The sequence below is a fragment of the Desulfovibrio sp. genome (assembly GCA_016208105.1).
Lineage (GTDB): Bacteria > Desulfobacterota > Desulfovibrionia > Desulfovibrionales > Desulfovibrionaceae > Fundidesulfovibrio.
Window position 1 is genome coordinate 184798 of record JACQYS010000022.1, and the last position, 24419, is coordinate 209216.

Consider the following 24419-nt stretch of genomic DNA (forward strand, 5'->3'; position numbering starts at 1 on the left):
TCATTAGCGAAGGATGGTGGCCAACCCGAGGCTCACGAGGGCCATGGGCGTGGTGTACTTGAAGAAGAAGGCGAAGCCCTGGTCCAGGCGCAGGCGTCCGGTGGCGGCCCTGAAGCAGGTGACGGAGACCAGGAGCAGGACCAGGCATTTGAACACGTGCCAGGCCAGGTTCACCAGGACGCTGCCGCCCAGAGGATTGGGCCACAGAAGGGCCACGGCCAGTTCCAGCACCACCACCAGCTTCACGGCGCTCATGAGGTGGAAGGTGGCCAGAAGCGGTCCCGAGTATTCGAGCAGGGGGCCTTCGATGACTTCCGGCTCGGCCTCGGGGATGTCGAACAGGCCGCTGCCCATGGTTCCGGGGATGAAGATGATGAGCGCCAGGGCGGCGGGGATCATCACCGGGTCCAAGAGCATGGGGCCATGCAGGAACTGGTAGGCCATGATGGCGTCCAACGAGAAGAGCGATCCTCCGGCGCCGCCCACCCGCACGGCCACGGCCAGGAAGGTGGCGATGAGCGGCATCTCGTAGGCGAACATGAGGGCCATTTCCCGCGAGAAGCCCAGGGCGCCGTACGGCGAGCTGGACGAGCAACCGGCCAGCATGAGGGCCATGGCCGGTATGGGCAGCAGGTAGAGAAGCACCAGGATGTCGCCAAGGCCCGTGACCCCGGACCAGACCCCGCCCACGGGCATGATCGCGGCCGTTACAAGCACTCCGGCCAGGCCGAGCACGGGGGCCATGCGGAAAGCCAGTTCGTTGGCCGTCTTGGGAATGAGCGTCTCCTTGATGGAGAGCTTCAGGATGTCGAGCAAGGGCTGAATGAGCGTTGGGCCGACGCGGCGCTGCAGACGGGCCAGAACCTTGCGGTCCACGCCCTTCAAGAAGAGCCCCAGGGCCAGGGCAAAGGCGCCGCCCGGGAAGATAAGAACCGCGAAGGTCGCTTCCAGAATATTAGACATGACGTCCTCCAAGGCGCTTGAGCGAGAAGTGGCCCTTGGACATGCGGGCCAGAAGCTTGAGCGGCGCGGCGTAGAGGTCGCCCGCCCCCACATGGGTGAAGCGGGGATCCACGCTGGTCTCTCCGCAGGTGTGGATGGCCGTGCGGCGCACCGTGCGGGTGAGGCGCGAAACCCCCATCCAGATGCCGCCCACGGTCAAAATGATCATGAAGCTCAGAAGCGTCATGTCGAGGGCTCCGTACCCGGAAACAATCCCGGAGAGCCCCACCTGGGGCGCCACGATGCCGAGGCTCTGCTCTATTCCAGCCAAGGGAATAAGCGCCAAGCCCGGGAAGATGCCCGTTACGAGGCACAGGCAGGAGAGAACCACGATGGGAACGCGCATGACGGGGCCCACTTCGGCGGCTTTTTCAGCTGCGGGCGAGAGTTGTCCGAAGAAGGCCCCGTGCATGAACTTGAGGAAGTATGCCAGGGTGATCACGCTTGAGAGAATGGCCACTATGGCCAGTATCAGCTCGCCCTGCTCGATAAGGGCGTAGTAGATGATGAGCTTGGAGTTGAACCCGTTGAACGGGGGCATGCCCGCAGCCGAGAACAGGGCGGCGCAGAAGCACAGCATGGTCACGGGCATCTTCTTGCCCAATCCGCCCAGCTCTTCCAGGTTGTGGGCATGGGTGGCGAACATCAGCGCCCCGGCGCAGAGGAAGGCAAGGTTTTTGAAGAGCATGTGGTTGAAAAGGTGCAGGAGGCCGCCGGTGACGCCAAGCGAAGTGCCCAGGCACACGCCCAGCACGATGTACCCCAGCTGGCTTACCGTGGAGTAGATGAGCATCTCCTTGATGCCGGTCTGCACCAATGCCTGAATGCCGGCGTACAGGATGGTGATGCCGCCGATCCAGGCGCCCACGTACATGGCCGCCTCAAGAGCCTGGGCGGATTCGCCGCTCACACCCTGGGCCCACACGAAGCGGGCCAGCACCAGGCCAAACGGCGCGCTTTTTAAGAGCATGGCAGAGATGTAGCCGCTCACGGGCGTGGGGGCCGTGGCCGGGTGCATCTGCCAGTCGATGCGGATGGGAAGCATGGCCGCCTTCATGAGCATGCCGATGCCCATCAGGCACATGCCGGGCATCCAGCTGGCGGCGGGCAGGGTGGTGACGGCCCTGGTCACCGCGTCGAAGCTGAACCCGCCGGCGGCGTGGCCCATGCTGAGCACTCCCAGGAACAGGAGCGAGGCACCGGCGATGTTGAAGAGGAAGTACTTTGTTCCTTCCTTGAGCGCGGCCGGGTTTTCCTCGTGGATGATGGCAAAAAACAGCGGCCAGCTGCTCATGATCTCCCAGTAGCAGAAGAAGGGGATGAGCGAGCTGACCGACGCCATGCCCACAAGGCCGGCGATCATGGTCAAGAATACCGCGAAGAAGCGCCATGCGGTGTGGCTGTGGGACATGTAGCCCGTGGAGTAGGCCACGTTGCACGTGCCCAGGGCCAGCACCAGCAGGGCGAAGGTCCACTGCAGGCTGCCCCAGCTTCCTGCGGAGAAGAGCAGGGCCAGCAAAGCCAGAACGAGGCTCGCGGTGGCCGCTGTCCCGGCCTTCTTAAGGTCGGCCCGGAACCAGATGGCGGCCCCGGCGCCCAAAAGCGGCAGGAGCACCGGCAAGGGCCAGTTGATGGAGATGTCCGGCAGGGTTGCGGCACCGGCCGGGATGAGGGCCGTGGCGGCCGGGATGACCAAGGCTGTCCACTGGGCCGGAAACAGGCCGCTCACCACGGCCACGGCGGCCAGTAAGCCGATGCCCAGGCGCATGGTCAGCGGCAGTTCGGCAACCTCAGCGCCCTCGTATTTGGAGAAGAACAGAACCTTGATGAGACGCCCGTAGTAGACGCATCCCACCAGGCTGCCGATCAGGATGAGCGCCGCCACCCATGTCTGGCCGGCATCCACGGCCGCCTGGAGCATGAGGAACTTGCTGAAGAACCCGCCCATAGGGGGCAGGCCCATGATGGAAACCAGGCCGATGGCCATGCACGCGCCGGTGAAGGGCATTGCCTTGCCGATGCCGTTAAGGCCCGTGATCCGCTGGGTCCCGGCGCGAAGGATGAACCCTCCGGCGGCCAGGAACAACAGGTCCTTCATTACCGCATGGTTCACCACATGGGAGAGCGAACCAACCGTGGCCGCCCAGGTGCCGATGGAGAGAACCAGGCCGATCTCGCCGATCTGGGCCAGGGTGGAATAGGCCAGCATGCGCTTGATGTCCTGCTGGGACAGGGCCATCAGCTCGCCCAGCACGAACGTGACGGCGGCCATGACGGTCAGAAGCGTGAGCACCCACTGGCCGTAGCCGTTGGTGGATGTCTGGCTCATGAGGACGGGGACCACGAGGGCCACGCCCAGGACGCCCGATTTGGTCAGAAGACCGGACAGGGGGGCGGAGATGGAGGACGGAGCAACAGGGTGGGCTGCGGGCAGCCACGAGTGCAGGGGGAAGAAACCGGCTTTGACTGTGAAGCCGGCCAGAAGCAGGAGCATAGTTCCGGCGGCAGCGGCCGGGCCGAAGGTCTGGAGCGCCGTGGAAAGCTGGGCGATCCCGGCGTGCGGGGCCGCTGCCTGCAGGGTCAAGAGGCCCAGCTGCATGGCGTAGGCGCCGCCAGCGCACATGATGAAGTACTTGGCGCCGGCCTTGAGGGCTTCCTGGGAGCGCTTGTGCACCACCAGCATGTAGGAGCTAAAGGTCATGATCTCCCAGGAGGAGTAGAAGCCACCGAGGTCCTTGGCCGAAGCCAGGCCGATCAGGGTGGCGACCATGATGAACAGGAAAAAGAAGTAGTGGTCCGAACCGGCTTTGCGCCCCATGTAGCCGATGGAGTAGACGACGATCACGCCGCCCGCCAGGGCGTAGAGCATGGTGAAGAGGTCCTGCACCGGGGCGAGTCCGGGAGCGGCCCAGGCAGCGGCAACAGTGGCCGCCGCTATGAGGATGGTCAGGATGTCGCGGCAGGCCGGGGCGTACCGTCCGGCCACGTACAGGACGAAGGCGCCCATGTAGGGGATGAGCGCTGCCAGGGACCAGCTTCCCTCAAGATCGGGAAGGGAGGCGCTGGCGCCCGAAGCGGACTTCTGCCAGGCCATGGACTGGCAGAGGTGCAGGATCGGCTCGGGGAAGAGGCAGAACAGAGCCAGAACGCCCGCGAGAATGGCCAGTCCGTATCCGGAAGAGGCCGGGCCGGGTTTAATAACGGTGAGTGCGGAGGACTTCTCCATGCACACGGCGTGCACCAGGCGTATGGTGTACACGGCGGCCGCGATGCTGGCCGCGGCCAGGGCCAGGGCCACGAGGAAATGGCCGCCTTCCACTGTGGCGAAGAGGATGAGCGCCTTGCCGGGGGGGGCTTTGAAGGGGGTGAGCCCGATGGCTGTGAAAAGGGAGAATCCCAGCAATATGGCTGTTACGGGGTTGCGGCTTCCCGCCCCACGCAGCGCGTCAAGGCTGTAGCCGCCGGCCTGGGTGGCCAGGTTGCGCAGGCAGAGGTACCAGATGGTCCGGGCCGCGCCTTGATAGAGCAGGTTGAGGAGGGCGCCGGTGGTTCCAGCCAGAGCGCCGGTGCTTATGCCAACGAGAATATATCCTGCTTGGGCAAGAGCCGAGTAGGCCATCAGGCGTCTGAGCTCGCCCAGGGACTTCAGTGCCCGGAATTCGCCCAGCAGCACAAGGGCCGCTCCGGCGACGAGTCCGAGTTGGGTGGACAGTTCCATGCAAGCCTCCTTTCGATAACCCGTAAGTTACCCGGAGGCCGGTTTCTGTCCGGCAGGCGACGTTTCTAGAAATATTTACTCGGGGCAGGAATTGGCGATGACTTGTAAGTCTTCCATATCTTTAATTAAATATTCACCGCGCGCGAGTTTTTTCAAAATTCCGTCTTTTTCAAGATTCGAGATGAGCGTGGACACTGTTTGTCTGGATGATCCGACGATCTTGGCGATGTTGTCCACTGTCAGGCCGACGTCGAGATAGGTTCCGGCTGCCGTTCTTTCTCCATTGAGTACCGCTTGCTCGTAGAAAAATGCGGCAACGCGTTTGTCCGTGCAGTTGAAATACAGGTTCTCGATGATGGTGATGGCCCCGGACATCATTGTTCCGAGCGATGTAACCAGCGCGAAATTCAAGGATTGCAGTTCAGCGGCGAGCTTGAAAAATTTAAAGGACGGGCAGGTGAGGATGGAAGCATCCTCCAGGGCTTCCACATAGGCCCTGGTGTGGGTGCTGTAGACGTCGCCGGGACCCAGGATGGCCATGGAGAGCTCTTTTCCGTCAAGCCCGAGGTAAACCCGGAGCTTCCCTTCCTTCACGATAAAGATCAGGTCTTCCTTGTGGTAGGGCATGAAGATCAGGTGACGCTTGCGGAAACTGCGCTCGTTGAGCTGGGAGAGAAGCTCTTTGTTCTCTTCCTTCAAGAGTATTTCAAGCAGGCTCGTTCTTGCCTTCTGGTGTCGGCCGGACATGCTGTCTCCTGTCTACGGCGCCAAGACGCAAGTAAATGGGGTGGTCAGAAGGCGCATGCAAAGAAACGCCCGGTGCTTTCCGAGGGAAAGAGGTCTGGGGAAGAGGGCTTTGAGGAAGGCCCTGATGGGTCCGCTACGCGGGCTCACCTGAAGGTCGCACGATAAGCGCAGTTCATACATCAGAATAAGATGCTGAAACTTGCAGTCAAAAAGAAAGCAAGCCCGGGTTTCTGGCCCCCCCAAAAACACGTGCCTTGAATGTCTAGAAGATCAGGTAAAGCATCTTAGAGTAATGGTCAATTCAGGAAAGATTCCGATTATATTTCAGGTGTATCTAGAACAGCCATGGCCGCCAGGGTGCCCGGCCTGGTCAGCCCGTCCGCTCGCGGCGCCGTTCCTCCTTGCGGACCGCGCGCCTCTGCTCGGCTTCATCGAACCTGCGCCGGTCTTCAGGGGTTTCAAGAATAAGCGGCGGCAGTTTTCCTGGCTTTCCGGACTCGTCCATGGCCACGAAGGTCATGTAGGCGGTGGCCGCATGCCGGGTTTCCCCGGTGAGCATATCCTCGGCCTCGACGCGTATCCCCACTTCCATGGACGTGGAACCAACGAAGTTCACGCAGGACTTGAGCACCATCACCTCGCCCACCTTTACCGGGGCCAGGAAGTCCACCCGGTCCACGGACGCTGTGACCACCCGGGATCTGGCGTAGCGGGTGGCAACGATGCCGCCCACAAGGTCGATTTGGCGAAGTATTACCCCCCCGTGGACGTTTCCCGCGGGATTGGCGTCCTGGGGCAGCATGCGCACGGGCATGTCCGTGCGCGTGTCCGAAACCTTCACCCCGTCCATAGTTCTCTCCTCTTTGCCGCCACCTGGTCAGTGCTCAGAGCTTAACACCCGTTCCCAACGCCATGCCCAGTTCGAGCGCCTGCCGGTTCACATCCAGAAAAGCCGGCGGGATGCGCGTTTCCAAAACCTTGAGGATCGATTCGGGCCTGACTATCCTGGTGAGCCCCAGGAGCGCCCCCAGCATGCAGATATTGAGCACTATGGGCTGGGCCAGCTTCTCCAGCACGGACTCGTACAGGGGCAGCTCCACGTGCCGTGCGTCCACGCTACGCTGGGTGGTGACGTAGCGGGTGTCCGTAATGAGAAGGCCGCCGGGCCGTATTATGGGCGAATACTTGTTGTAGGCCTCCTGGGTCAGACACACCAGGACATTGGGCTGGAGGACTTTGGGATAGTGGATGGGCTCGTCGGATATGATGACGTCGGAGCGGGTTGCGCCTCCCCTGGCTTCCGGCCCGTACGACTGGGACTGTACAGCCACCAGCCCCTCGTGCAGCACGGCCGCCTCGGCCAGGATGATGGCGGCGGTGATGACGCCCTGGCCGCCCGAGCCGGAAAAAACCAATCTGCCTTTGTCCATGTCAGACTCCTCGCGTATGGGGACGCGCTAAATGCGTAAACAGCATTTCGGGCTCCCGGACGAGAACGCGCATCATGCCTTGGCCTTCTTTTTCTGAGCCTTGTCCATGATTTTGGCGTATTCCTCGCAATATTCCGGGGACTGCCGCTCCACGAAGATGCCCCGCTCGATGAGGTCCGGGTTTTCCTGTTTGGCCTTGGAACCTATGGGCGTGGTGCCTGACTTGTAGCCCTCCATCATGGACACCGCGTCGCCCTGCTTGTTCTTGCGGCCGAAATAGGTGGGGCATTGGCTTAAGACCTCCACCACGGAGAACCCCTTGTGGGAGATGGCCTTCATGAGCACCTTGGAGAGTTCCTTGACGTGGTAGCTGGTGGTGCGGGCCACGAAGGAAGCGCCGGCGGCCTGGGCCAGGGCGGCCACGTCGAACATCTGGTCGATGTTGCCCAGGGGGGCGGTGGTGGACAGGGTGCCCTCTCCGGAGAGAGGCGAGTACTGGCCGCCGGTCATACCGTAGACCCTGTTGTTCATGACGATGGCGGTGATGTCTATGTTTCGCCTGGCCGCGTGGATGAAGTGGTTGCCGCCGATGGCCAGGGCGTCGCCGTCGCCCATGGGCACGATGAGTTTGAGTTCCGGCCGGGAAAGCTTCACGCCCGTGGCAAAGGCCAAAGCCCGGCCGTGCAGGGTGTGCAGGGTGTGGAAGTCCACGTAGCCGGATATCCTGGAGGAGCAGCCGATGCCGGACACCATGACCACGCTGTTCTTGTTGATGCCAAGCCCGTCCAGGGCCCGTAACAGTCCGTTGAGCACGGTTCCGTGCCCGCATCCCGGACACCAGATGTGCGGGAAGAACCTGGAGCGGATGTATTTCTTGATGGACATGCCTACACTCCCTTGCCCTGGATGAGCCTCAGGATGTTCATGATGTCGTTTGGCGTGATGAAGACGCCGTCGTAGCGGTTCACCAGGTAAACCCGCCCAGGCTTGTCCACGGCCAGCTTCACCTGGGCCATCACCTGGCCCATGTTCATCTCCACCACCACCACGTGCTTGGCCCTGGAGCACTTCTCGCGCACCACGGCCTCGGGGAAGGGCCAGAGGGTCTGGAGTTCCAGAAGCCCCAGCTTGTCGCCCAGGGCCCGGCGCTCCTCAACCAGGTGCAGGGCGGATCTGGCCGAGGAGCCGTAGGAGATGAGCACGCACTCGGCGTCTTCCAGATGGAACTCCTTGTACTTGCAGATCTGGGCGGCGTTGTTGTCGATCTTGTCCACCAGGTGCCTCAAAAGCTCCCGGACCACGGTGGGGTTGTCCGTGGGAAAGCCCCACATGTCGTGGAAAAGGCCGGTGACGTTGTAGCGGTGCACGCCGCCGAAATCGGACATGGGCAGGCGGCCGTCTTCGCGGGGCAGGTAGGGGTGGTAGTTGACCCCGTCCTTCACGGAGGTGCGCAGCCTTCCCACCAGGGGGACCGCTCCGGGTTCGGGCATTTCGAGCTTTTCGCGCATGTGCCCGACCACCTCGTCAAACAGAAGGATCACCGGGGTGCGGTAGGTCTCGGCCAGGTTGAAGGCCTCCACGGTGGTGGCGAACACGTCCTGGTTGTTGGAGGCGGTCATGCAGATGATGGCGTGGTCCCCGTGGGTTCCCCAGCGGGCCTGGTTCACGTCGCCCTGGCTCACGTGGGTGGGCAGGCCCGTGGATGGCCCCCCGCGCATCACGCTGACCACCACGCAGGGAATCTCGGCCATCACCGCATACCCCAGGGCTTCCTGCTTGAGCGAGAAGCCCGGTCCGCTGGTGGCGGTCATCACCTTGCAGCCGGTGAGCGAGGCGCCGATGATGGCGCACATGGAGGCTATTTCGTCCTCCATCTGTATGAACTTGCCGCCCTGCCTGGGCAGACGGGCGGCCAGGTGCTCGGCGATCTCGGTGGACGGGGTGATGGGATAGCCCGCGAAGAATTCCAGGCCCGCGTAAAGGGCGCCTTCGACGCAGGCTTCGTTGCCTTGAACGAACTTGACCGTGGAACTCATAACCATCTCCAGTGGGTGAGGCGTGGGCAGGGGGCGAAAGTGTGAACCGCTACTCGGCGCATGTGGTCACCCGTTCTGCTTTTCGTCGTCCTGGGGCTCTTGTGTAACGACAGTGATGGCCAGGTCCGGGCAGCGCAGTTCGCACAGGCCGCAGGCCACGCAGTCCCAGGGCCGGGAAGCCACGGCCTTGTCCTGTGCGTCCAGGTCCAGAACCTTCTGGGGGCAGAAATGCACGCAGATGCGGCACCCCTTGCACCAGCCGCGGTCTATCACCAGTTCCTTGAGCACGGGTTTTGTCACGTGGTCCTTCCTTGGCTTGTATCCCGAAAACCTGAAATCCGTTCGCCGGACGGCCCTCAATGAAGCTTAGCGCACCAGGCCCAGCCAGTTCCAGTAGGTCATGCTCATGAGCACAATGCCCGCGTACGCGCACACCGTTATGGGAATGCCGGTGCGGATGAAGTCCTTGGCGTCAAAGGTGTCGGTACTGTAGGCCACCATGTTCTGCGGCGCGTTGACCGGCAATATGAAGCCGAAACTAACCACATACTGGAGAATCATGGTCATGCCAACGATGTTCAAACCAGGGGCCTTGAGGGCCTGCAGCACGGAGATGATGATGGGGATCATGGCCGCGGCCAGGCCGGTGGCGCTGGCGAACCCCAGATGAATGATGATGAGGAACGCGGCCAGCACAGCCAGGACTCCCACCGCGGGCATGGCCTGAAGCCCGAAGGCGGAGACGATGTACTGGGCCAGCCAGTCCGCCGCCTTGGTGGTGAGAAGCGTCTGGCCAAGGCTAATGCCCACTCCGAAGAGCACGATGGTTCCCCAGGCGACCTTGGCCTGGGCCTGCTTCCAGCACATGACCCCGATACCCGGCATGAGCATCACCGCGATGGCGGCCAGGGTGGTGGTGGACGTGTCCAGGCTGTGCAGGACTTTTTCCGTGGACCAGAAGAACAGGAGAGCAAGGGAGATGACCATGAGCTTCATCTCGCTTGGGCTCATGGGGCCCAACTTGGCCAGCTCGCGTTCGATGGTCTCATGGCCCCCGGGGATTTCCTTCACCTCCGGGGGCAGCATCTTGATGAGGATAAAATAGAGCACCACGGACATCACCACGGCGAACGGAGCGGCGGCGATGAACCATTCGAGCCAGGTGATGGAATAGCCCAGCTGCTTTTCGATGAAGTTCACCGCGATCATGTTCTGGGCGGCGGCGGTCTTGATGCCAACGTTCCAGATGGAGTCGGCCTGGGCCGTGGCGATCATGAGCACGGCCGCGAAGCGGCTCCTCAGTTCCACTCCGAAAGCAACGATGATGCCCATGACGATGGGCACCATGCAGGAAACGCGGGCCGTGGTGGACGGCACGAAGAAGCTAAGTATGAAGCCCACCAGGATGACCCCGGCCAGAATGCGGTTGGTCTTGGCGCCCACCTTGGAGAGGATCACCAGGGCCAGGCGTTTGTCCAGCCCGGTGAGCATCATGGCTGCGGAAATGAACATGGCTCCGCCCACCAGGGCGAAGGCCGTGTTGGAAAAACCGCTCAAGGCCATGCCCAGGGCCTTGGAGGTTCCCATGGCCACCTTGGGGTTGGCGAGGTCCGGGCCAAGGCCCAGGAAAAAGGCCACCAGTACCATGATAAGCGCCGAGCTTATGGAGTAGTTCACGGCCTCGGTCATCCAGATGATGACCGCAAAAACCAGGATGCCAAGCATCCTCTGACCGGCAACAGGCAGGCCAGCGGGCTGCGGCATGAACATGATGGCCGACATGGCCAGCACGGCGGCTAAAAGTCCCAGGAATTTCCCCCTGGTCATGGGTTCAAGTACGGTGGTGGACATCATACCTCCCCAGAATGCTTTCGTAAGGCTTCCCTCACGCCGGTTGGTTCCAGGCCATCCCTGGCCAAAGCCTCTAGTAACAGGCGACTGTGCCGTCTCCGCGCGGGTCCACGCCGCCTTCCAGGGTCCCGTCGGGCTTAAGAGCGATGGCCCCGGCATGGCCCATCATCGAATCAAAGGGCTTCACCACTTCCACTTCGTGTCCGGCCGCCCGAAGAGCGTCCAGCAGCTCCGGGTCGAAACGGTCTTCCATCTTCAAGGTGACGGCCTCGCCGCCCCAGGTTCGCCCCTGCACCCAGCGCGGCGCGGTGAGCGCTTCCTGAATCTGCTGGCCGAACAGGGCGTAGCGGGTGAAAAAGGCGCCTTGGGTCTGGGGCTGGCCTTCGCCGCCCATGGTGCCGTAGGCCAGGGTCCTGCCGTCCTCGAACAGGGCCATGGCCGGGTTCAAGGTGTGGTAGGGTTTTCTGCCGGGGGCAAGCAGGCGCGGGCCGTTGCCATCAAGCTCGAAGGCCACGCCCCTGTTTTGCATGGTGACTCCTGAACCCGGCAGCACCACCCCGGAGCCGTATTCGAAGAAGATGCTCTGGATGTAGCTGACGCTCATTCCCTGCGCATCCACGGCCCCCAGCCACACGGTGTCCCCGGCGTCGGGTTTGCGGCCGGGCCAGGGCAGGGCGCGCTGCATGGATATGCCTGAAGCCAGATCATCCAGGACGCTGTCTTCAAGGAAGGATTGCGGGTTCTCGGTCATCTGGTCCGGGTCGCCCATGATGCGGTCGCGGATGGCGAAGGATTTCTTGGCTGCCTCCACCAGGGCGTGAATATGGTCGAATCCCTCGGCATGCTCCACGCCCAATCTGGCGAACAGGCCAAGGATGATAAGCGAAGCCATGCCCTGAGTCGGGGCGGGCAGGTTGAAGAGTTCCACCCCGGGCAGTTTCAAGCGCAAGGGGGAACGGCGTATCGCCTGCTGCCCGGCCAGGTCTTCGGCGCGAAGCGGCGACCCGGCCAGTTCCAGCTCGTGGGCCATCTCTCTTGCCAGGCAGCCCGTGTAGAAATCGCCAAGGCCCGCCTTGCAAAGTCTGGCGAAGGTGCCGGCCAGGGCGGGGAGCTGAAGCCGCGCCCCCTGGCGCATGGCTACTGATTCAGTGAGAAATTGGCCGGAAAAACCGGGCTGGTTTTCAAGCTCGGCTTTCTTGATGGCTGTAAGCTCTGCCTGGTGGGCGGTGACGGGAATTCCGCTTTCCGCCAGAAACCGGGCCTCTTCCAAGAGCCTTTCCAGAGGGAGCGGCTTGCTGGTCTGTGCGGCGAGCTTCAAGGCCTCGATCCAGCCGGAGACCGCTCCGGGCACGGTGATGGCCGCCAGAGGGCCGCGAAAGGGGATGGAGTGGTGTCCGGCCTTGCGGAAAAGCTCGGGCGTGGCCAGGCCAGCCGAGCGCCCGCAGGCGTCGATGGCCACGGGAACTCGTCCGGGCTGGCGGATGAGCCAGAATCCGTCGCCGCCAAGCCCGGTCATGTGCGGATAGGCGACGCACAGAACCGAAACCGCGGCGATGACCGCCTCCACGGCGTTGCCGCCCTCGCGCAGAATCTCAAGCCCGGCCCGGGAAGCCTGGTGGTGCGGTGTGACGACCATGCCCCGATAGGCTCGAGGAGTATTGAGCATGCGGTAGACCCTCCTAAGGGTTCACGTTTCGGGAGTGGTAAAGGCTTTCGGCTGGAAAAGCCAGCATATTGAACTGGTTGCAACAAAGCGATACGTGTTCCCTGCGATATAGCCGCGTTGTCAGGCACTGGCGCCGCCGCGCTAGGCCGGGTCCTGGTGCGGATACCAATGGGGGCGCGCGAAGCTTAAGACGCAGGGCTCGCCCTGCTCGGGTCCCGGGGCGCGCCGGGTCTTCTGCACCCGGACCTCCTGGTCGCCCACGGTGATGGCGTAGTCCACTATTTCGCCAAGGAAGGTCCGGCGCTTCACCACGCCCCGAAGTCCTTCCCCGGACGTGAAGTCGATCTCCGAGGGCCTGCTGGCCAGCACGGCCCGTCCCATCGAAGCCAGTTCGCCTGTTGGTGCCAACCGTTCAACGCTGAACCCCTGGCCGACACCGTCCACATGCGCCATGCCCGCCTCGTAGCGGACATCCAGGAAATTGGAGAGCCCGATGAAGCCGAACACGAACTTGTTCGCGGGCTGGGTGTAGATCTCAAGCGGGCTTCCCACCTGCTGCACAACCCCGTTCTTCATAACCAGGATGCGGTCCGACAGGGCCATGGCCTCGGCCTGGTCGTGGGTGACATAGATGATGGTGAAGCCGTAGATGCGCTGGAGGTCCTTTATCTCGAAGCGCATCTCCTCGCGAAGGTGCGGGTCAAGGCTTGAGAGGGGCTCGTCCAAGAGCATCACCCCGGGGTTGATGGCCAGAGCCCGGGCCAGGGCCACCCGCTGTTTGCCTCCGCCCGAGAGATCATCCGGGCTGCCATTGGCCGCCTCCAGCAGGTTGGTGTTGGCCAGCGCCTCGCGGGTCCTGCGTTCGATCTCCCCGGCGGCGAGTTTCTTGAGCCTCAAGGGAAAGGCCACGTTCTCGTATACCGAAAGGTGCGGCCACACCGCGAAGGCCTGGAAGACCATGCCGAACCCGCGTTTTTCCGGCGGCAGGTAGAAGTTTTTGGCCTTGGAGGAAACCAGCGTCCCCCCGGTGAGGATTTCTCCCTCGTCCAGGTCTTCGAAGCCGGCGATCATGCGCAGGGTGGTTGTCTTGCCGCAGCCGGAAGGCCCCAGCATGGAGAAGCATTCGCCGCTGGCGATGTCGAGGTCTAGGGCGTCCACCGCCACCACGGACCCGAACCGCTTCGTTACGCCTTTGAGTGTTACCTGGGACATGGCTTCTCCCGCTAGGCGGCGCGCGCGAAGCGCTTGATGAGAGTCTGGCCGGTGACGATGAGCATGAGCGCGATGCCCGCCAGGGCGGCGGAGTACACGGTCTCGCCGTCCTCGTTCAGGGTGTAGATGGCCACGCCGATGGTCCTGGTGGTGGGGCCGTACAAGAGGACCGAGACGGTCAGCTCGCGCAGGGCCGGCAGGAAGATGAGGAAAAACGCCGCCAGCATGCCCGGGCGCACCAGGGGCAGAACGATGTCGCGCAGGGCCTGCCACATGGTGGCCCCGCAGGCGCGGGCCGCCTCCACCAGGGAGTCGTGCACCTGCTCCAGGGCCGCCGAGTTGGCCTTGAGCGAGAAGGCCATGTACCGGGCGATGTAGGCCACCAGGATGATCCACACCGTGTTGTAGATGTTTATGCCGAACTTGCCGCTCCAGGCCAGGATGACGCCCAGAGCGATGACCGACCCGGGCACTGAGAAGGGCAGCATGCCCAGAAACTCCAGTATGCCCTTACCCCGGACCTTCATCTTCACGATCACGTAGGAGATCATCACCCCGGCGAACATGGTGATCAGGGCGGCGGTCAGGCCCAGGGTGGCGCTGTTGAAGATGGCGTCTCGCGTCAGCTTCCAGTCGAAGAGGATGTACTTGTAGTTGGCCAGGGTGAGGTTTTCCCAGGTGAGGGGCAGGCCGTAGGTCTTGAGCCCTCCCACCAGGAAGATTGTGGCCGTGGGCAGCACGATGGTCAGCCCGATGTAGAGAAAGCATAGGATGAGAAGCGGCATGCGTAGTCCGCGCAGCTTGAGCTCCATGGGCCTGAAGCTCTTGCCGGAGATGATCTGGTAGCGCCCGCGGCTCAAGACCTTGTTCTGGAGCCACATGATGAAGGCGGCGCAGAATACGAGAACAGAGGCCAGCACGGTGCCGGTGCGTATGGATTTGAAACTCCCGGCGCTCTGGTGGATTTTTTCGTAGATGAGCGTTGGAATGTTAAAGATGCCCACCTCGATGCCCAGCACCGCCACGGTGCCGAAGTGGGCCATGGAATAGAGCATGATGAGAAGCGCCCCGGAGAGGATGCTTGGCATCACCAGCGGGATGGTGATCTTGCGGGTGATGGTGAAGAGGTCCGCCCCGGAGATTCGCGCCGCCTCTTCCAGGGTCGGGTCCATGCGCTCAAGCGAACCGCACACCTGTATGAACACGAAGGGGAAGAGGTACATGGTTTCCACGGCCATGATCCCGCCGAAGCTGTAGATGTCGAAGACCGCCCCATCCAGGCCGAAGACGTCCATGAGCATCCGGTTGATGTAGCCCGAACGCGGGGACAGGAGCATCTTCCAGGCCAGGGCTCCGATGAACGAGGGAAGCATGAACGGAACAAGGAAAAGCACCCGCATGGTGCCCTTGAATGGCAGGTCGGTCCTGGTGACCAGCCAGGCGAAGAAGGTGCCGATGATGGTGCTCATCACGGTCACGCCGGAAGCGATGTACACGGAGTTGAGCAGGGCCTTGTAGGTGTCCGGCTCGCCCAGCGTTTTGACCACGTCGGCCAGGTTGAAGGAGCCGTTCACCCAGAGGGCGTTGAAAAAGATGAGCAGCACCGGAACGGCCACCACGACCACCAAAATGGCCACGGACAGGCCCAGGATCACTTCCGCCGTGCCGATGGAACGCGAATGTGCCGGGCGCATCTATTTGCCCTCCGCGTGAAGGGCCTGGTCGAACCAGTGCAGCCCGTGGAAGCCGACAACGCACGGGTCGCCCTCGGCGAAAAGCAGTCCCTGGGACAGGGCGTGGTGCGTTTCCAGGTTGGTGCGCACCGGGTGCCCGTCCACTTCAATCAGAAAGTCGGTCACCGCGCCCAGAAAGCTTACCCGCTTCACCACCGCCTTGAGGCCCTCGCCCGTGCGTGAAAGGCGCACATCCGACGGCCTGAATCCGGCCACAAGGTCCGCTGCTGTGATGTCTGGCGGTGTTCCGGGCATGGGCTGGCCGCTTCCGGCCACCTGGCAGGCCTGGCCGTCTCGGCGAACGGGCAGGAAGTTGGCCATGCCCAGGAAGCGGAACACGTAGCTGTCCGCGGGGTGTTCGTAGACCTCGGGGGGGCTGCCCACCTGGCGTATGGCACCGTGCTCGTCCATGATGGCCAGGCGGTCCGAGATGGCCAGGGCGATCTCCTGGTCGTGGGTGACGTAGAGGATGGTGATGCCCAGGGTGCGCTGGAGCTCCTTTATCTCGAAGCGCATCTCCTCGCGCAGGTGGGCGTCCAAGTTGCACAGGGGTTCGTCCAGCAAAAGGAGCGAAGGCTTGGCCGTGAGCGCCCTGGCCAGGGCCACCCGCTGCTGCTGCCCGCCCGAGAGCTGGGAGGGAAGGCGGTCCTCCATGCCGGTCAGGTTCACGTGGGCGATGGTCTCCCGGACCCGGTCCTTAAGCACCTGGCTCGGTACCTTGGCCAGTTTGAGAGGGTAGGCGATGTTGTCGAACACGCTCATATGCGGCCAGACGGCGTAGTCCTGGAACACCACGCCAAGGCCTCGTTCGTTGGGCGGCACGTTGGCGCTGCCGGAGGCGTCCGACACCACCTGGCCGTCAATGGCCACCTGGCCGTGGTCTGGTGTTTCGAATCCGGCGATGAGCCGCAAAAGCACGGTTTTCCCGCACCCGGAGGGGCCAAGCAGGGTGAAGCATTCCCCATGGTTCACCGTGAGCGAAAGGTCCTTCAGTACGGAATTTTGCCCGTAGCTCTTGCCGATGCCCGTCAATGAAATGGTGGCCATTGGTCCCGCCTGAATGCCCTGGTCCGGACCGTTGTCCGGACCAGAGCGGTTGCGGCTTGAGAAGGGCTATTTGCCCTGCATGATGTCCGTGAACTTCTTGACCGTGGCTTCCTTCTCCGAAATCATTTTCGGATAGTCCACTTTTATGGCGCGCTTGATTGCGTCCTCGGCGGAAGGGAGCTTGAACTTTTCCGGCACCTTCACGTCGGAGCGCACCGGCAGGGTTCCTTCCTCGGCGATGATGGCCTGACCCTCCTTGGAGAGCAGGAAGTCGAGGAACTTCTTGGCGGCCTCGATGTTGGGGGAATTCTTGAAAATGGCCACGGGGCTTGGGATCACGAGCATCTCGGGCGGATACACCAGGGAGATGGTGGCCCCTTTCTCGATCTTGTCGTTTGTTATGTAGTCCACCGCCAGGCTGGCGGACAGGTCGCCCGAGGCGGTGTCGTCCACCACCTGGCCCGAGCCTTTGCCCATCTTGGCGCCGTTGCTTTTAAGCTTCTGCATGTATTCCCAGCCGAAGTGGGAAACCAGGAGGGCCACACTCATGTACGAGGTGCCGGAAAGCGCCGGGTTGGCTATGCCGTAGGTCCCCTTGAATGTGGCCGGGTCGGTCAGGTCCTGCCAGGAGGCCGGAGCCTGCTTCACCAGGCGGGTGTTGTAGGCTATGCCCAGAGTCCCCAGCCTGGCCGGGGTGAATGAGCCGTCGAAATCGGCCAGGGGATTTAGGATGTTCTTGGTTTCAGGCGACACATAGCTGACCAGGAGCCCCTGGTTCTTGAGCTCGTAGAAATCGGGCACTTCGCTGGTCCAGAGCATGTCCACCATGAGCTTGCCGGACTCCCGCTCCGCGGCGATCTTGGCCATGAGCTTGCCGGCACCGGCGGACTGGTAATCCATGTCGATGCCTGGATGCTTTTTGACGAAGGCTTTTTTGAGTTCTCCGATGAGGGATTCCTTCATCGAAGTGTAGATGATGAGTTTTTCCCCTGCCAGGCTGGTACCGGCCAGGGAAGGAATAAGGAGCGTGGCAATGATCAGGGCGAGAAAGCGTTTTTTCATCCGAGGCTCTCCTATGTAGCCGTTTTACCGGTCGAAACAAACAGCTGTCGGCCGTCTAGCACGGTTGTAACAATGCCCTGCGCATGTCGGATGCGTCAAGCGCCTGATGAAAAACGGCTCTGCCAAGGTCTATTTGCGCGAATACAAGTTGTGCGGGGCTTAGCCTCAAGGTAAAGATGGACAGTGTCCATTTCGGGACATGGCTCGCACAGGTCGGTGATGCGACTTGGATGTCGCCTGTCGTAGGGAATGTCGGCGCATAACGGCAGGGCCGTGAAAGGTCCGCATTTTTCGTGGAAAGGAGACGCTCATGGTGGCTCGCACTTCAGGCAAGAACCAGGCCGATGTCCGGACCGACTGCACCAAGGAAGGGCTCGTCCAGGCCGTCAAAGACAATCTGTACTATATCCTCGGGCATATCCCCGAGGTGGCCGAACCCCACGACTGGTATAACGCCGTGGCCTACACGGTGCGCGACCGCATGCTCAAGGCCTGGAACGAGGGCATCCAGCAACTGACCAAACACCTGGAAATGCGCGCGGTGGCCTATCTTTCCGCCGAGTTTCTCATCGGGCCGCAGCTCGGCTCCAACATCCTGGCCCTGGGCATAGCCGGGCCTCTGCGCCAGGCCCTGGCCGAGCTTGGCCAGGACCTTGATGCCATCGTGAACCACGAGGTTGAGCCGGGGCTGGGAAACGGCGGCCTGGGCAGGCTGGCGGCCTGCTATATGGATTCCCTGGCCACGCTTGGAGTGCCGGCCATCGGCTACGGCATCCACTATGAATTCGGCATGTTCACCCAGAGGGTCAAGGACGGAAACCAGGAGGAACTGGCCGACAAATGGCTTCGGCTCGGGTTCCCCTGGGAAATAGTGCACCCGGAGCACACCCATGTGGTCGGATTCGGCGGGCGAACCGAACAGTGGACCGACGACAAGGGCAGGCAACGGGTTCGCTGGATGCCCGAAAAGTCCGTGATGGCGGTGGCCCACGATATTCCGATCATAGGTTACGGGGCCAAGAACTGTAACGTACTGAGGCTCTGGGGGGCCGAGGCCGTGGAAGCCCTGGATTTCGAAGCCTTCAATTCCGGGGCGTACTTCAAGGCCGTGCAGGACAAGATGTTCTCCGAAACCATCTCCAAGGTTCTCTACCCCAACGACGACCGCTACCAGGGCAAGCAGCTCCGCCTCGGCCAGCAGTATTTCTTCGTGTCCAGTTCGCTAAAAGACATGATCAGGATTCAGCAGCAGTTGGGCAAGCCTCTGGACACGTTCCACAAGACCTTCGCCATCCAGCTAAACGACACCCACCCGGCCGTGTCCGTAGCCGAACTGATGCGCCTTCTTGTGGACGAGCATGCCATGGACTGGGACCAGGCCTGGGACATCACCACCAAGACGTTTTCCTACACCAACCATACGCTCCTTCCAGAGGCCCTGGAAAAATGGCCGTTGTCTTTGTTCGCCGAAGTGCTCCCCCGCCACCTTGAAATCGTCTTCGAGATCAACCGCCGCTTCCTTGACGATGTCCGGGCAACGTATCCCGGGGACGAAGGCCTCGTGGCCCGGCTGTCGATAATTGACGAAACAGGCCCCCGCTACGTGCGCATGGCCCACCTGGCGGCTGTTGGTTCCTTGGCAGTGAACGGCGTGGCCGCCCTGCACAGCGAACTCTTAAAGAGCGACGTCATGCGCGACTTCGCAACCATCACCCCCGGCAAGTTCCACAACGTGACCAACGGAGTTACCCCACGGCGCTGGCTGGCCCTGTGCAACCCCAAGCTTGCGGAGCTTATCTCCTCGCGCATCGGCACGGATTGGATAAACCGTTTCGAGGACCAGATAGTCCGGATCGAACAATTCGCGAAGGACAAGGATTTCTGCAAGCAGTGGCGAACCGTGAAAGCCGACAACAAAAAACGTCTGGCCAAGCTGATAAAGAAACACTACGGCCTCATCCTCGACCCGGAGGCCATGTTCGACGTGCAGGTCAAGCGCATCCACGAGTACAAGCGCCAGCACCTGAACATCCTGCGGGTGATCGCCCTGTACAACCGGATAAAGCGCGACCCAGGCGCGAAGTTCTCCAAGCGTGCCTTCATCTTCGGCGGCAAGGCCGCTCCCGGCTATTTCGCTGCCAAGCGCATAATAAAGCTCATCAACTCCGTTGCGGCCGTGGTCAACCAGGACAAGGACGTGGCCGGGCGCATGGCCGTGGCCTTCGTCCCCAACTTCAACGTGCGCACGGGCCAGGTAATCTACCCCGCGGCCGACCTCTCCCAGCAGATATCCCTGGCCGGCAAGGAGGCCTCGGGCACGGGCAACATGAAGTTCGGCATAAACGGGGCGGTGACCATCGGCACCCTGGACGGCGCCAACGTGGAGATGCGCGAATGCGTGGGCCAGGAGAACTTTTTCCTCTTCGGGCTCACCACCCCAGAGGTTCAGGAGACGATACGCTCTGGCTACAATCCCAGGCAGTACGCGGATGCCAACCCAGAGCTGCGCGAAGCCCTGGACCAGGTGGCTTCCGGGGTGTTTTCACAGGGCGACAGGGACATCTTCGCGCCCCTGGTGGAGGATCTCTTTGGCCGGGACGAATATCTGGTCCTGGCCGACTTCGCGTCCTACATGGACTGCCAGGACCAGGCCGTGGCCGCCTACGAGGACCGCGACCGCTGGACCCGCCTGTCCATTTTAAACGTTGCCAGGCTTGGCATGTTCTCCTCGGACCGGGCCATCAGGGAGTATTGCAGCAAGATCTGGGACATCAAGGTGAAATAGGGCCGTGGGGACTCTTTGGGATGGCCAGGCCGAGGATTTCCCTCGGTCCAAACTGAGACAAACGCCGCACAAAACGAGCAGGATTCGTTTTGTGCGGCTTATCTTTTCTAAGTTTGGTAATATCGGTGGAATTTGGGATGGTTTTCCAGCGCCTTGGGGCGATAGCCCAAGCCCGGTGCGTCAAATCGCTGAAAAACACTTCCGTGGAACTGGGCTTCAGCCGGGATAGCCCTGGGCCCAACCGGGCGGCCGTTCCATTTTCCGTTCACCACCTCGTCATGCTGCTCGCCCAGCGGATCAGGATTCAGATTCAGTTGGGACGGGATGAACTCCAACCCTAAATCCAGCTGCTCCATTTCCTGGAGCATCCATTCGACGGTCAGGTCCGCCAGGGTCTTGTCGGCATACCCGCCGCCAATGTCGCTGTGCACCCCGCAAAACCAGAGCTGCTTGATGCCGGTCCGGGCTTGCCAGAGACAGGGCGAATAATCCACCCGGGTTTCATCGATGGCCAGAGCCTGGCGGCCGAATTCCACCCGTGAACCAAGCGTTGGGCTGGCGAAGTCGAGGTTCTGGTGGTCCTGTTCATTGTCCACCGAGGAGGAGGGGATGCCAAGCGCGCCCACGGTGTCCCATACGCCAAGAAAGCGGATAGGCTTGTCGCTTGAAAGCGAAGGGGCGTTCGGGTCCAGTGGCCCTTGCCCCAGTTTGTAGCGCTTCCAGAGTTGCTCGGCAATTTTTCTGGCTCCCCACTTGCGCGTGTCCTCCGGCCGCATGAGGCCAACCGAGGAGATCATCCCCGCCAGGCTGCGGACAGTGTAGGCCCCCCGCGAAAAGCCGAAGAGGTGAATCAGGTCGCCTTGTTCGAAAAGCTCTGAGAGGAGCAGAAAGCCATCAAGAACCTTTTTGTGCACGCCGATGCCGAAGGCTGCTTCGGCAGGGTCCTTGATGTTCTCGTCGGTCCCCACGCCTTCGAGATAGAGGGCGATCTGGCTGAACCCGGTTCTGTACCGGTGATGCCCCACCTCGTGCGTCTCTTCGACATTGTTGGCCGGGCCTGCGTCGAAGGCCTCAAACAAGCGGTAGATGTTGGTTTCGCTCGAAGGGTCGTTCCAGGTGCCGTCAGCGAACAGCAGCAGTGATTTGCTCATATATCCTCCGCCAAATTACATAAGGTGAAGGTCAGTCCGTCTTGCCAATGCAAGAACGAGCTGCGGGAAAAGCGAGGCAGGTATTGAAAAGCCGGTCAGGGCAAGGCCTTGAAGGCCAGGGCGGCGGCGTCCAGCACGGGCATGGGCGCCAGGCCAAGGCCAAGCATGAAGAGCGCCGACAGGGCCACAGCCAGCCACCCCGTTGCCCCCGGGCCAGGCAGTGGCCCGGATGTTTCGCCTGGCTTGGCGTACATCGCTGCCAACACCCGCAGGATATAGAACACTGAGACAATGGCCGTGGCGATGCCCAACACGGCCAGCCAGAGGTAGCCCGCGCTCAGGGCGGCCTTGAACACCACCAGCTTGCTCATGAAGCCCACCGTGGGCGGCAGCCCTCCCAGAGTAAGAAGGCTCAAGGCCAGAACAGCGGCCACGCCCTGGTTGGCGCGCCCCGCCCCGTGCAGGCTTTCAAGCAGGTCGGCGTCTTCGTCCAACGGCGAGAGAAGCCCCAGGCAGCCGAACACGGCCACGTCCATGATGCCAAGCGCCGCAGCGGCGAACATGGCCGGGCCAGGGCCCGCGATGCTCACGGCCAGAAGTGCCAGCACAAGGTACCCCACGTGCGAGACGGACGAGTAGGCCAGCATGCGCTTGGCCCTGGGCTGGGTGAGCGCGCCCAATGTTCCGCCAAGCATGGAAAGAGCCGCCAGAACCCACAGGGCCGGTTCCAGAGCTTTCCAGGCCGGGGCCTCGGTCATGGCTAGGCGAAGAAGCGCGGCGAACACGGCCACCTTGGCCCCGCCGGAGAGGAACGCGGCAACCGGCGCGGGCGCGCCCTGGTACACGTCCGGGGTCCACAGATGCAGGGGGGCCAGGGAGAGCTTGAAGCCAAGCCCGACAAGAATGAACGCCATGCCCAGAAGGGCCGATCCCTGAGAGCCTGCTGCCGTAAGACTCGCGGATATCCCCATTTTTCCCGACGCGGCATAGACAAGGGCGATGCCGAAAAAGACCATGGCGGAAGCCACCGCGCCCAGCACGAAATACTTGATGGCCGCTTCCAGAGGCTGGTCCTTGTCCCTGCGCGCGGCAATGAGCACGTAGAGCGAGAGAGAGAGGATCTCCAGGGCTATGGCGAACATCACCCAGTCAGTGGATACGGCCAGCATCACCATGCCCAGCGCGGCTAAAAGCACCAGGGCGTGGAACTCGTCTCGCTCGAACCCCCGGCGCCTTGAGTATTCGCCCGCGAAAAGCTGGCAGAGAAACGTCAACCCGCACAAAAGCATGGTGAAGAAGCGGGCGTAAGGGCCGGCATCAACCAGGGTCTGTGTTGCATCAGGGACCATGAGCAGGGCGGACAGGCAGGCCAGGCCAGAGGAGGCCAGGGAAACCGATCTGAACAGCACGCTTTTTTGGGGTGCGAGCGCGCCGCACACGAAGACCAGAAGGGCCCCGGCACAGAGGATGAGCATGGGGAGATAGCTGGTAAGCAGTGCGTTCATTATCGTTTCCTTACACCAGCAGGGCCCTAAGTGGCAGCTTGATCAGTTCGAGCACCGCCCACGGCGCCACGCCCAGAAACACCACGCATGCCGCCAGAGGCGCCAGGATAAGTGCTTCACGCGTGGTGATGTCCTGGTAGACGCTGCCGGTGGCGCTTTGGCCAAACAGAACGCTCTGGAGAAGCCGCAACACGTAGGCCAGGGTCAACACCAACCCTCCGAAGGCCAGGGATGCCGCCAGGGGGGCAGTTTTGTACGAACCCAGTAATATGAGCATCTCGCTTGCGAAGTTGCCAAGTCCGGGCAGTCCGGCCGAGGCCATGGCGAAAAGCAGGAAAAAACCGCTGAAGGTGGGCATGGTTTTCCAAAGCCCCCCGAATTTTGCCATTTCGCGGGTTCCGGCCCTCTCCCCTAGCATGCCCACCATAACGAACAGCGCGCCCGTGGTCAGGGCGTGGTTCACCATGAGAAGCACCGAGCCTTCAAGCGTGGCTGTTTTCCACACGGCCAGGCCAAGCACCACCAGGCCCATGTGCCCCACGGATGAATAGGCCACCAGGCGCTTGGCATCGGTCTGGGCGAAGGCCACCCAGGACGCGTAGACCAGCCCGCCAGCGCCCAGGGCCGCCAGTATCCACCAGTATTCGGCCGAGGCCTGGGGGAACAGCGGGATGGCCCAGCGGGCCAGGGCGTAGGAGCCGGTTTTCAGGAGCACTCCGGCCAGGAGCAGGCTGCCCGCCGTGGGGGCCTGGGTGTGGGCGTCGGGAAGCCAGGTGTGGAAGGGGACGATGGGGGTTTTTATGGCAAAGGCCAGAAGGAAAGCCGCCAGCAGCCAGGCCTGTGCCCCCGGTGCCACGGGCGATGCCAGGAGCGCGTCAAGGGCGAAGGTGTAGGTGCCGGTCAAGGCGCCGTGGGCCAGATAGAGCCAGATGGCCGCCAGCAGCATGAAAAGTCCGCCCGCTATGGAGAAGAGGAAGAACTTGAAGGCCGCGCGGCGTTTGTCCTCATGGCCCCAGATGCCTATGATGAAGAACATTGGGACCAGCTGGGCCTCCCAGAAAATAAGAAACAGAAGCAGGTCCCGGGCCAGGAACACGCCCAGGGCAGTGGTGGACACGCCGAACACCAGGGCGTGGTAGGCGCCGACCTTCTCATTGATCTCCTTCCAGGAAACCAGCACGGCGATGACGGTCAGGAAGGAGGTCATCAGGGCCAGAATGCCGCTTAAGCCGTCCATCTCCAGGGTGTAACGGGCCCCAAGTCCCGCGATCCAGGTGAAGTCTTCGCGCAGAGGCAGGGGCAGGCTCATGGCCCAGGCCGTGAGGACAAGATGAACAAGCGCGGCGGCCAGGCTGAATTTTCGGCAGGCTTCGGGACGCTTGCCAAGGAGCAAGGCACCCACGGCGAAGGCCAGGGGCAGAAAGGTTATGGCCGTGAGCAGGAGGCAGACGTTCATGCGTTCACTCTCCTTGTC

General features: G+C 62.2%; 18 protein-coding genes. 1 reads left to right on the forward strand and 17 read right to left on the reverse strand.

Going from position 1 to position 24419, the window contains the following annotated elements:
* Positions 1-3 precede the first annotated feature (3 nt).
* The 14 genes from HY795_13465 to HY795_13530 all read right to left on the reverse strand — a co-directional run bounded on the left by HY795_13465 (position 4) and on the right by HY795_13530 (position 17504).
* Complete coding sequence (locus tag HY795_13465) at positions 4-963, reverse strand: NADH-quinone oxidoreductase subunit H (protein ID MBI4806237.1); 960 nt, start codon at positions 961-963, stop codon at positions 4-6.
* Positions 956-4720 carry an oxidoreductase gene (locus HY795_13470; GenBank protein MBI4806238.1) on the reverse strand — a complete coding sequence of 1255 codons (3765 nt, stop codon included), beginning with the start codon at positions 4718-4720 and terminating at the stop codon, positions 956-958. Before HY795_13470 ends, HY795_13465 begins: the two co-directional genes overlap by 8 nt.
* A 75-nt stretch (positions 4721-4795) precedes the next feature.
* The gene (locus tag HY795_13475) at positions 4796-5467 is read right to left on the reverse strand and encodes a Crp/Fnr family transcriptional regulator (GenBank protein MBI4806239.1); all 672 of its coding nucleotides are present in this window, start codon (positions 5465-5467) and stop codon (positions 4796-4798) included.
* Positions 5468-5837: 370 nt separating this feature from the next.
* Positions 5838-6317, reverse strand: coding sequence for an acyl-CoA thioesterase (locus HY795_13480; protein MBI4806240.1), 480 nt, complete (start codon positions 6315-6317; stop codon positions 5838-5840).
* A gap of 34 nt (positions 6318-6351) precedes the next feature.
* The gene (locus HY795_13485) at positions 6352-6897 is read right to left on the reverse strand and encodes a 2-oxoacid:acceptor oxidoreductase family protein (GenBank protein ID MBI4806241.1); all 546 of its coding nucleotides are present in this window, start codon (positions 6895-6897) and stop codon (positions 6352-6354) included.
* 72 nt (positions 6898-6969) lie between these two features.
* On the reverse strand, positions 6970-7782 hold the full coding sequence (locus HY795_13490) for a 2-oxoacid:ferredoxin oxidoreductase subunit beta (protein ID MBI4806242.1): 813 nt from the start codon (positions 7780-7782) through the stop codon (positions 6970-6972).
* A gap of 2 nt (positions 7783-7784) precedes the next feature.
* Positions 7785-8933: a 2-oxoacid:acceptor oxidoreductase subunit alpha gene (locus HY795_13495; GenBank protein ID MBI4806243.1), complete on the reverse strand. Its 1149-nt coding sequence runs from the start codon at positions 8931-8933 to the stop codon at positions 7785-7787.
* Between the two features lie 66 nt (positions 8934-8999).
* Complete coding sequence (locus HY795_13500; protein ID MBI4806244.1) at positions 9000-9233, reverse strand: 4Fe-4S binding protein; 234 nt, start codon at positions 9231-9233, stop codon at positions 9000-9002.
* A gap of 66 nt (positions 9234-9299) precedes the next feature.
* On the reverse strand, positions 9300-10760 hold the full coding sequence (locus HY795_13505) for a DASS family sodium-coupled anion symporter (protein MBI4806245.1): 1461 nt from the start codon (positions 10758-10760) through the stop codon (positions 9300-9302).
* Positions 10761-10857: 97 nt separating this feature from the next.
* Positions 10858-12450: a gamma-glutamyltransferase family protein gene (locus HY795_13510; protein MBI4806246.1), complete on the reverse strand. Its 1593-nt coding sequence runs from the start codon at positions 12448-12450 to the stop codon at positions 10858-10860.
* A gap of 141 nt (positions 12451-12591) precedes the next feature.
* Positions 12592-13662 carry an ABC transporter ATP-binding protein gene (locus HY795_13515; protein MBI4806247.1) on the reverse strand — a complete coding sequence of 357 codons (1071 nt, stop codon included), beginning with the start codon at positions 13660-13662 and terminating at the stop codon, positions 12592-12594.
* 11 nt (positions 13663-13673) lie between these two features.
* Positions 13674-15356: an iron ABC transporter permease gene (locus HY795_13520; GenBank protein ID MBI4806248.1), complete on the reverse strand. Its 1683-nt coding sequence runs from the start codon at positions 15354-15356 to the stop codon at positions 13674-13676.
* Positions 15357-16442 carry an ABC transporter ATP-binding protein gene (locus tag HY795_13525; GenBank protein ID MBI4806249.1) on the reverse strand — a complete coding sequence of 362 codons (1086 nt, stop codon included), beginning with the start codon at positions 16440-16442 and terminating at the stop codon, positions 15357-15359. It abuts the gene before it with no gap.
* A gap of 66 nt (positions 16443-16508) precedes the next feature.
* A complete protein-coding gene (locus tag HY795_13530) occupies positions 16509-17504 on the reverse strand; it encodes an ABC transporter substrate-binding protein (GenBank protein ID MBI4806250.1) in 996 nt (331 codons plus the stop codon).
* Positions 17505-17814: 310 nt separating this feature from the next.
* Here HY795_13530 and HY795_13535 point away from each other — a divergent pair, with 310 nt between their 5' ends.
* On the forward strand, positions 17815-20289 hold the full coding sequence (locus tag HY795_13535) for a glycogen/starch/alpha-glucan phosphorylase (GenBank protein ID MBI4806251.1): 2475 nt from the start codon (positions 17815-17817) through the stop codon (positions 20287-20289).
* Positions 20290-20396: 107 nt separating this feature from the next.
* Here HY795_13535 and HY795_13540 read toward each other — a convergent pair whose 3' ends face one another.
* The 3 genes from HY795_13540 to HY795_13550 all read right to left on the reverse strand — a co-directional run bounded on the left by HY795_13540 (position 20397) and on the right by HY795_13550 (position 24401).
* The gene (locus tag HY795_13540) at positions 20397-21440 is read right to left on the reverse strand and encodes a DUF2235 domain-containing protein (GenBank protein ID MBI4806252.1); all 1044 of its coding nucleotides are present in this window, start codon (positions 21438-21440) and stop codon (positions 20397-20399) included.
* Between the two features lie 95 nt (positions 21441-21535).
* Positions 21536-22945, reverse strand: a complete 1410-nt coding sequence (locus HY795_13545; protein ID MBI4806253.1) for an NADH-quinone oxidoreductase subunit N — start codon at positions 22943-22945, stop codon at positions 21536-21538.
* A gap of 10 nt (positions 22946-22955) precedes the next feature.
* Positions 22956-24401, reverse strand: a complete 1446-nt coding sequence (locus HY795_13550) for an NADH-quinone oxidoreductase subunit M (protein ID MBI4806254.1) — start codon at positions 24399-24401, stop codon at positions 22956-22958.
* Positions 24402-24419 lie beyond the last annotated feature (18 nt).

Excerpts from the sequence above, each read along its gene's own strand:
- HY795_13515 (MBI4806247.1), bottom strand. The coding sequence starts at position 13,662 with ATGTCCCAGGTAACACTCAAAGGCGTAACGAAGCGGTTCGGGTCCGTG.
- HY795_13470 (MBI4806238.1), bottom strand. The coding sequence starts at position 4,720 with ATGGAACTGTCCACCCAACTCGGACTCGTCGCCGGAGCGGCCCTTGTG.
- HY795_13535 (MBI4806251.1), top strand. The coding sequence starts at position 17,815 with ATGGTGGCTCGCACTTCAGGCAAGAACCAGGCCGATGTCCGGACCGAC.
- HY795_13520 (MBI4806248.1), bottom strand. The coding sequence starts at position 15,356 with ATGCGCCCGGCACATTCGCGTTCCATCGGCACGGCGGAAGTGATCCTG.
- HY795_13510 (MBI4806246.1), bottom strand. The coding sequence starts at position 12,450 with ATGCTCAATACTCCTCGAGCCTATCGGGGCATGGTCGTCACACCGCAC.
- HY795_13495 (MBI4806243.1), bottom strand. The coding sequence starts at position 8,933 with ATGAGTTCCACGGTCAAGTTCGTTCAAGGCAACGAAGCCTGCGTCGAA.
- HY795_13545 (MBI4806253.1), bottom strand. The coding sequence starts at position 22,945 with ATGAACGCACTGCTTACCAGCTATCTCCCCATGCTCATCCTCTGTGCC.
- HY795_13490 (MBI4806242.1), bottom strand. The coding sequence starts at position 7,782 with ATGTCCATCAAGAAATACATCCGCTCCAGGTTCTTCCCGCACATCTGG.
- HY795_13525 (MBI4806249.1), bottom strand. The coding sequence starts at position 16,442 with ATGGCCACCATTTCATTGACGGGCATCGGCAAGAGCTACGGGCAAAAT.
- HY795_13480 (MBI4806240.1), bottom strand. The coding sequence starts at position 6,317 with ATGGACGGGGTGAAGGTTTCGGACACGCGCACGGACATGCCCGTGCGC.
- HY795_13540 (MBI4806252.1), bottom strand. The coding sequence starts at position 21,440 with ATGAGCAAATCACTGCTGCTGTTCGCTGACGGCACCTGGAACGACCCT.
- HY795_13475 (MBI4806239.1), bottom strand. The coding sequence starts at position 5,467 with ATGTCCGGCCGACACCAGAAGGCAAGAACGAGCCTGCTTGAAATACTC.
- HY795_13485 (MBI4806241.1), bottom strand. The coding sequence starts at position 6,897 with ATGGACAAAGGCAGATTGGTTTTTTCCGGCTCGGGCGGCCAGGGCGTC.
- HY795_13505 (MBI4806245.1), bottom strand. The coding sequence starts at position 10,760 with ATGACCAGGGGGAAATTCCTGGGACTTTTAGCCGCCGTGCTGGCCATG.
- HY795_13465 (MBI4806237.1), bottom strand. The coding sequence starts at position 963 with ATGTCTAATATTCTGGAAGCGACCTTCGCGGTTCTTATCTTCCCGGGC.
- HY795_13550 (MBI4806254.1), bottom strand. The coding sequence starts at position 24,401 with ATGAACGTCTGCCTCCTGCTCACGGCCATAACCTTTCTGCCCCTGGCC.
- HY795_13530 (MBI4806250.1), bottom strand. The coding sequence starts at position 17,504 with ATGAAAAAACGCTTTCTCGCCCTGATCATTGCCACGCTCCTTATTCCT.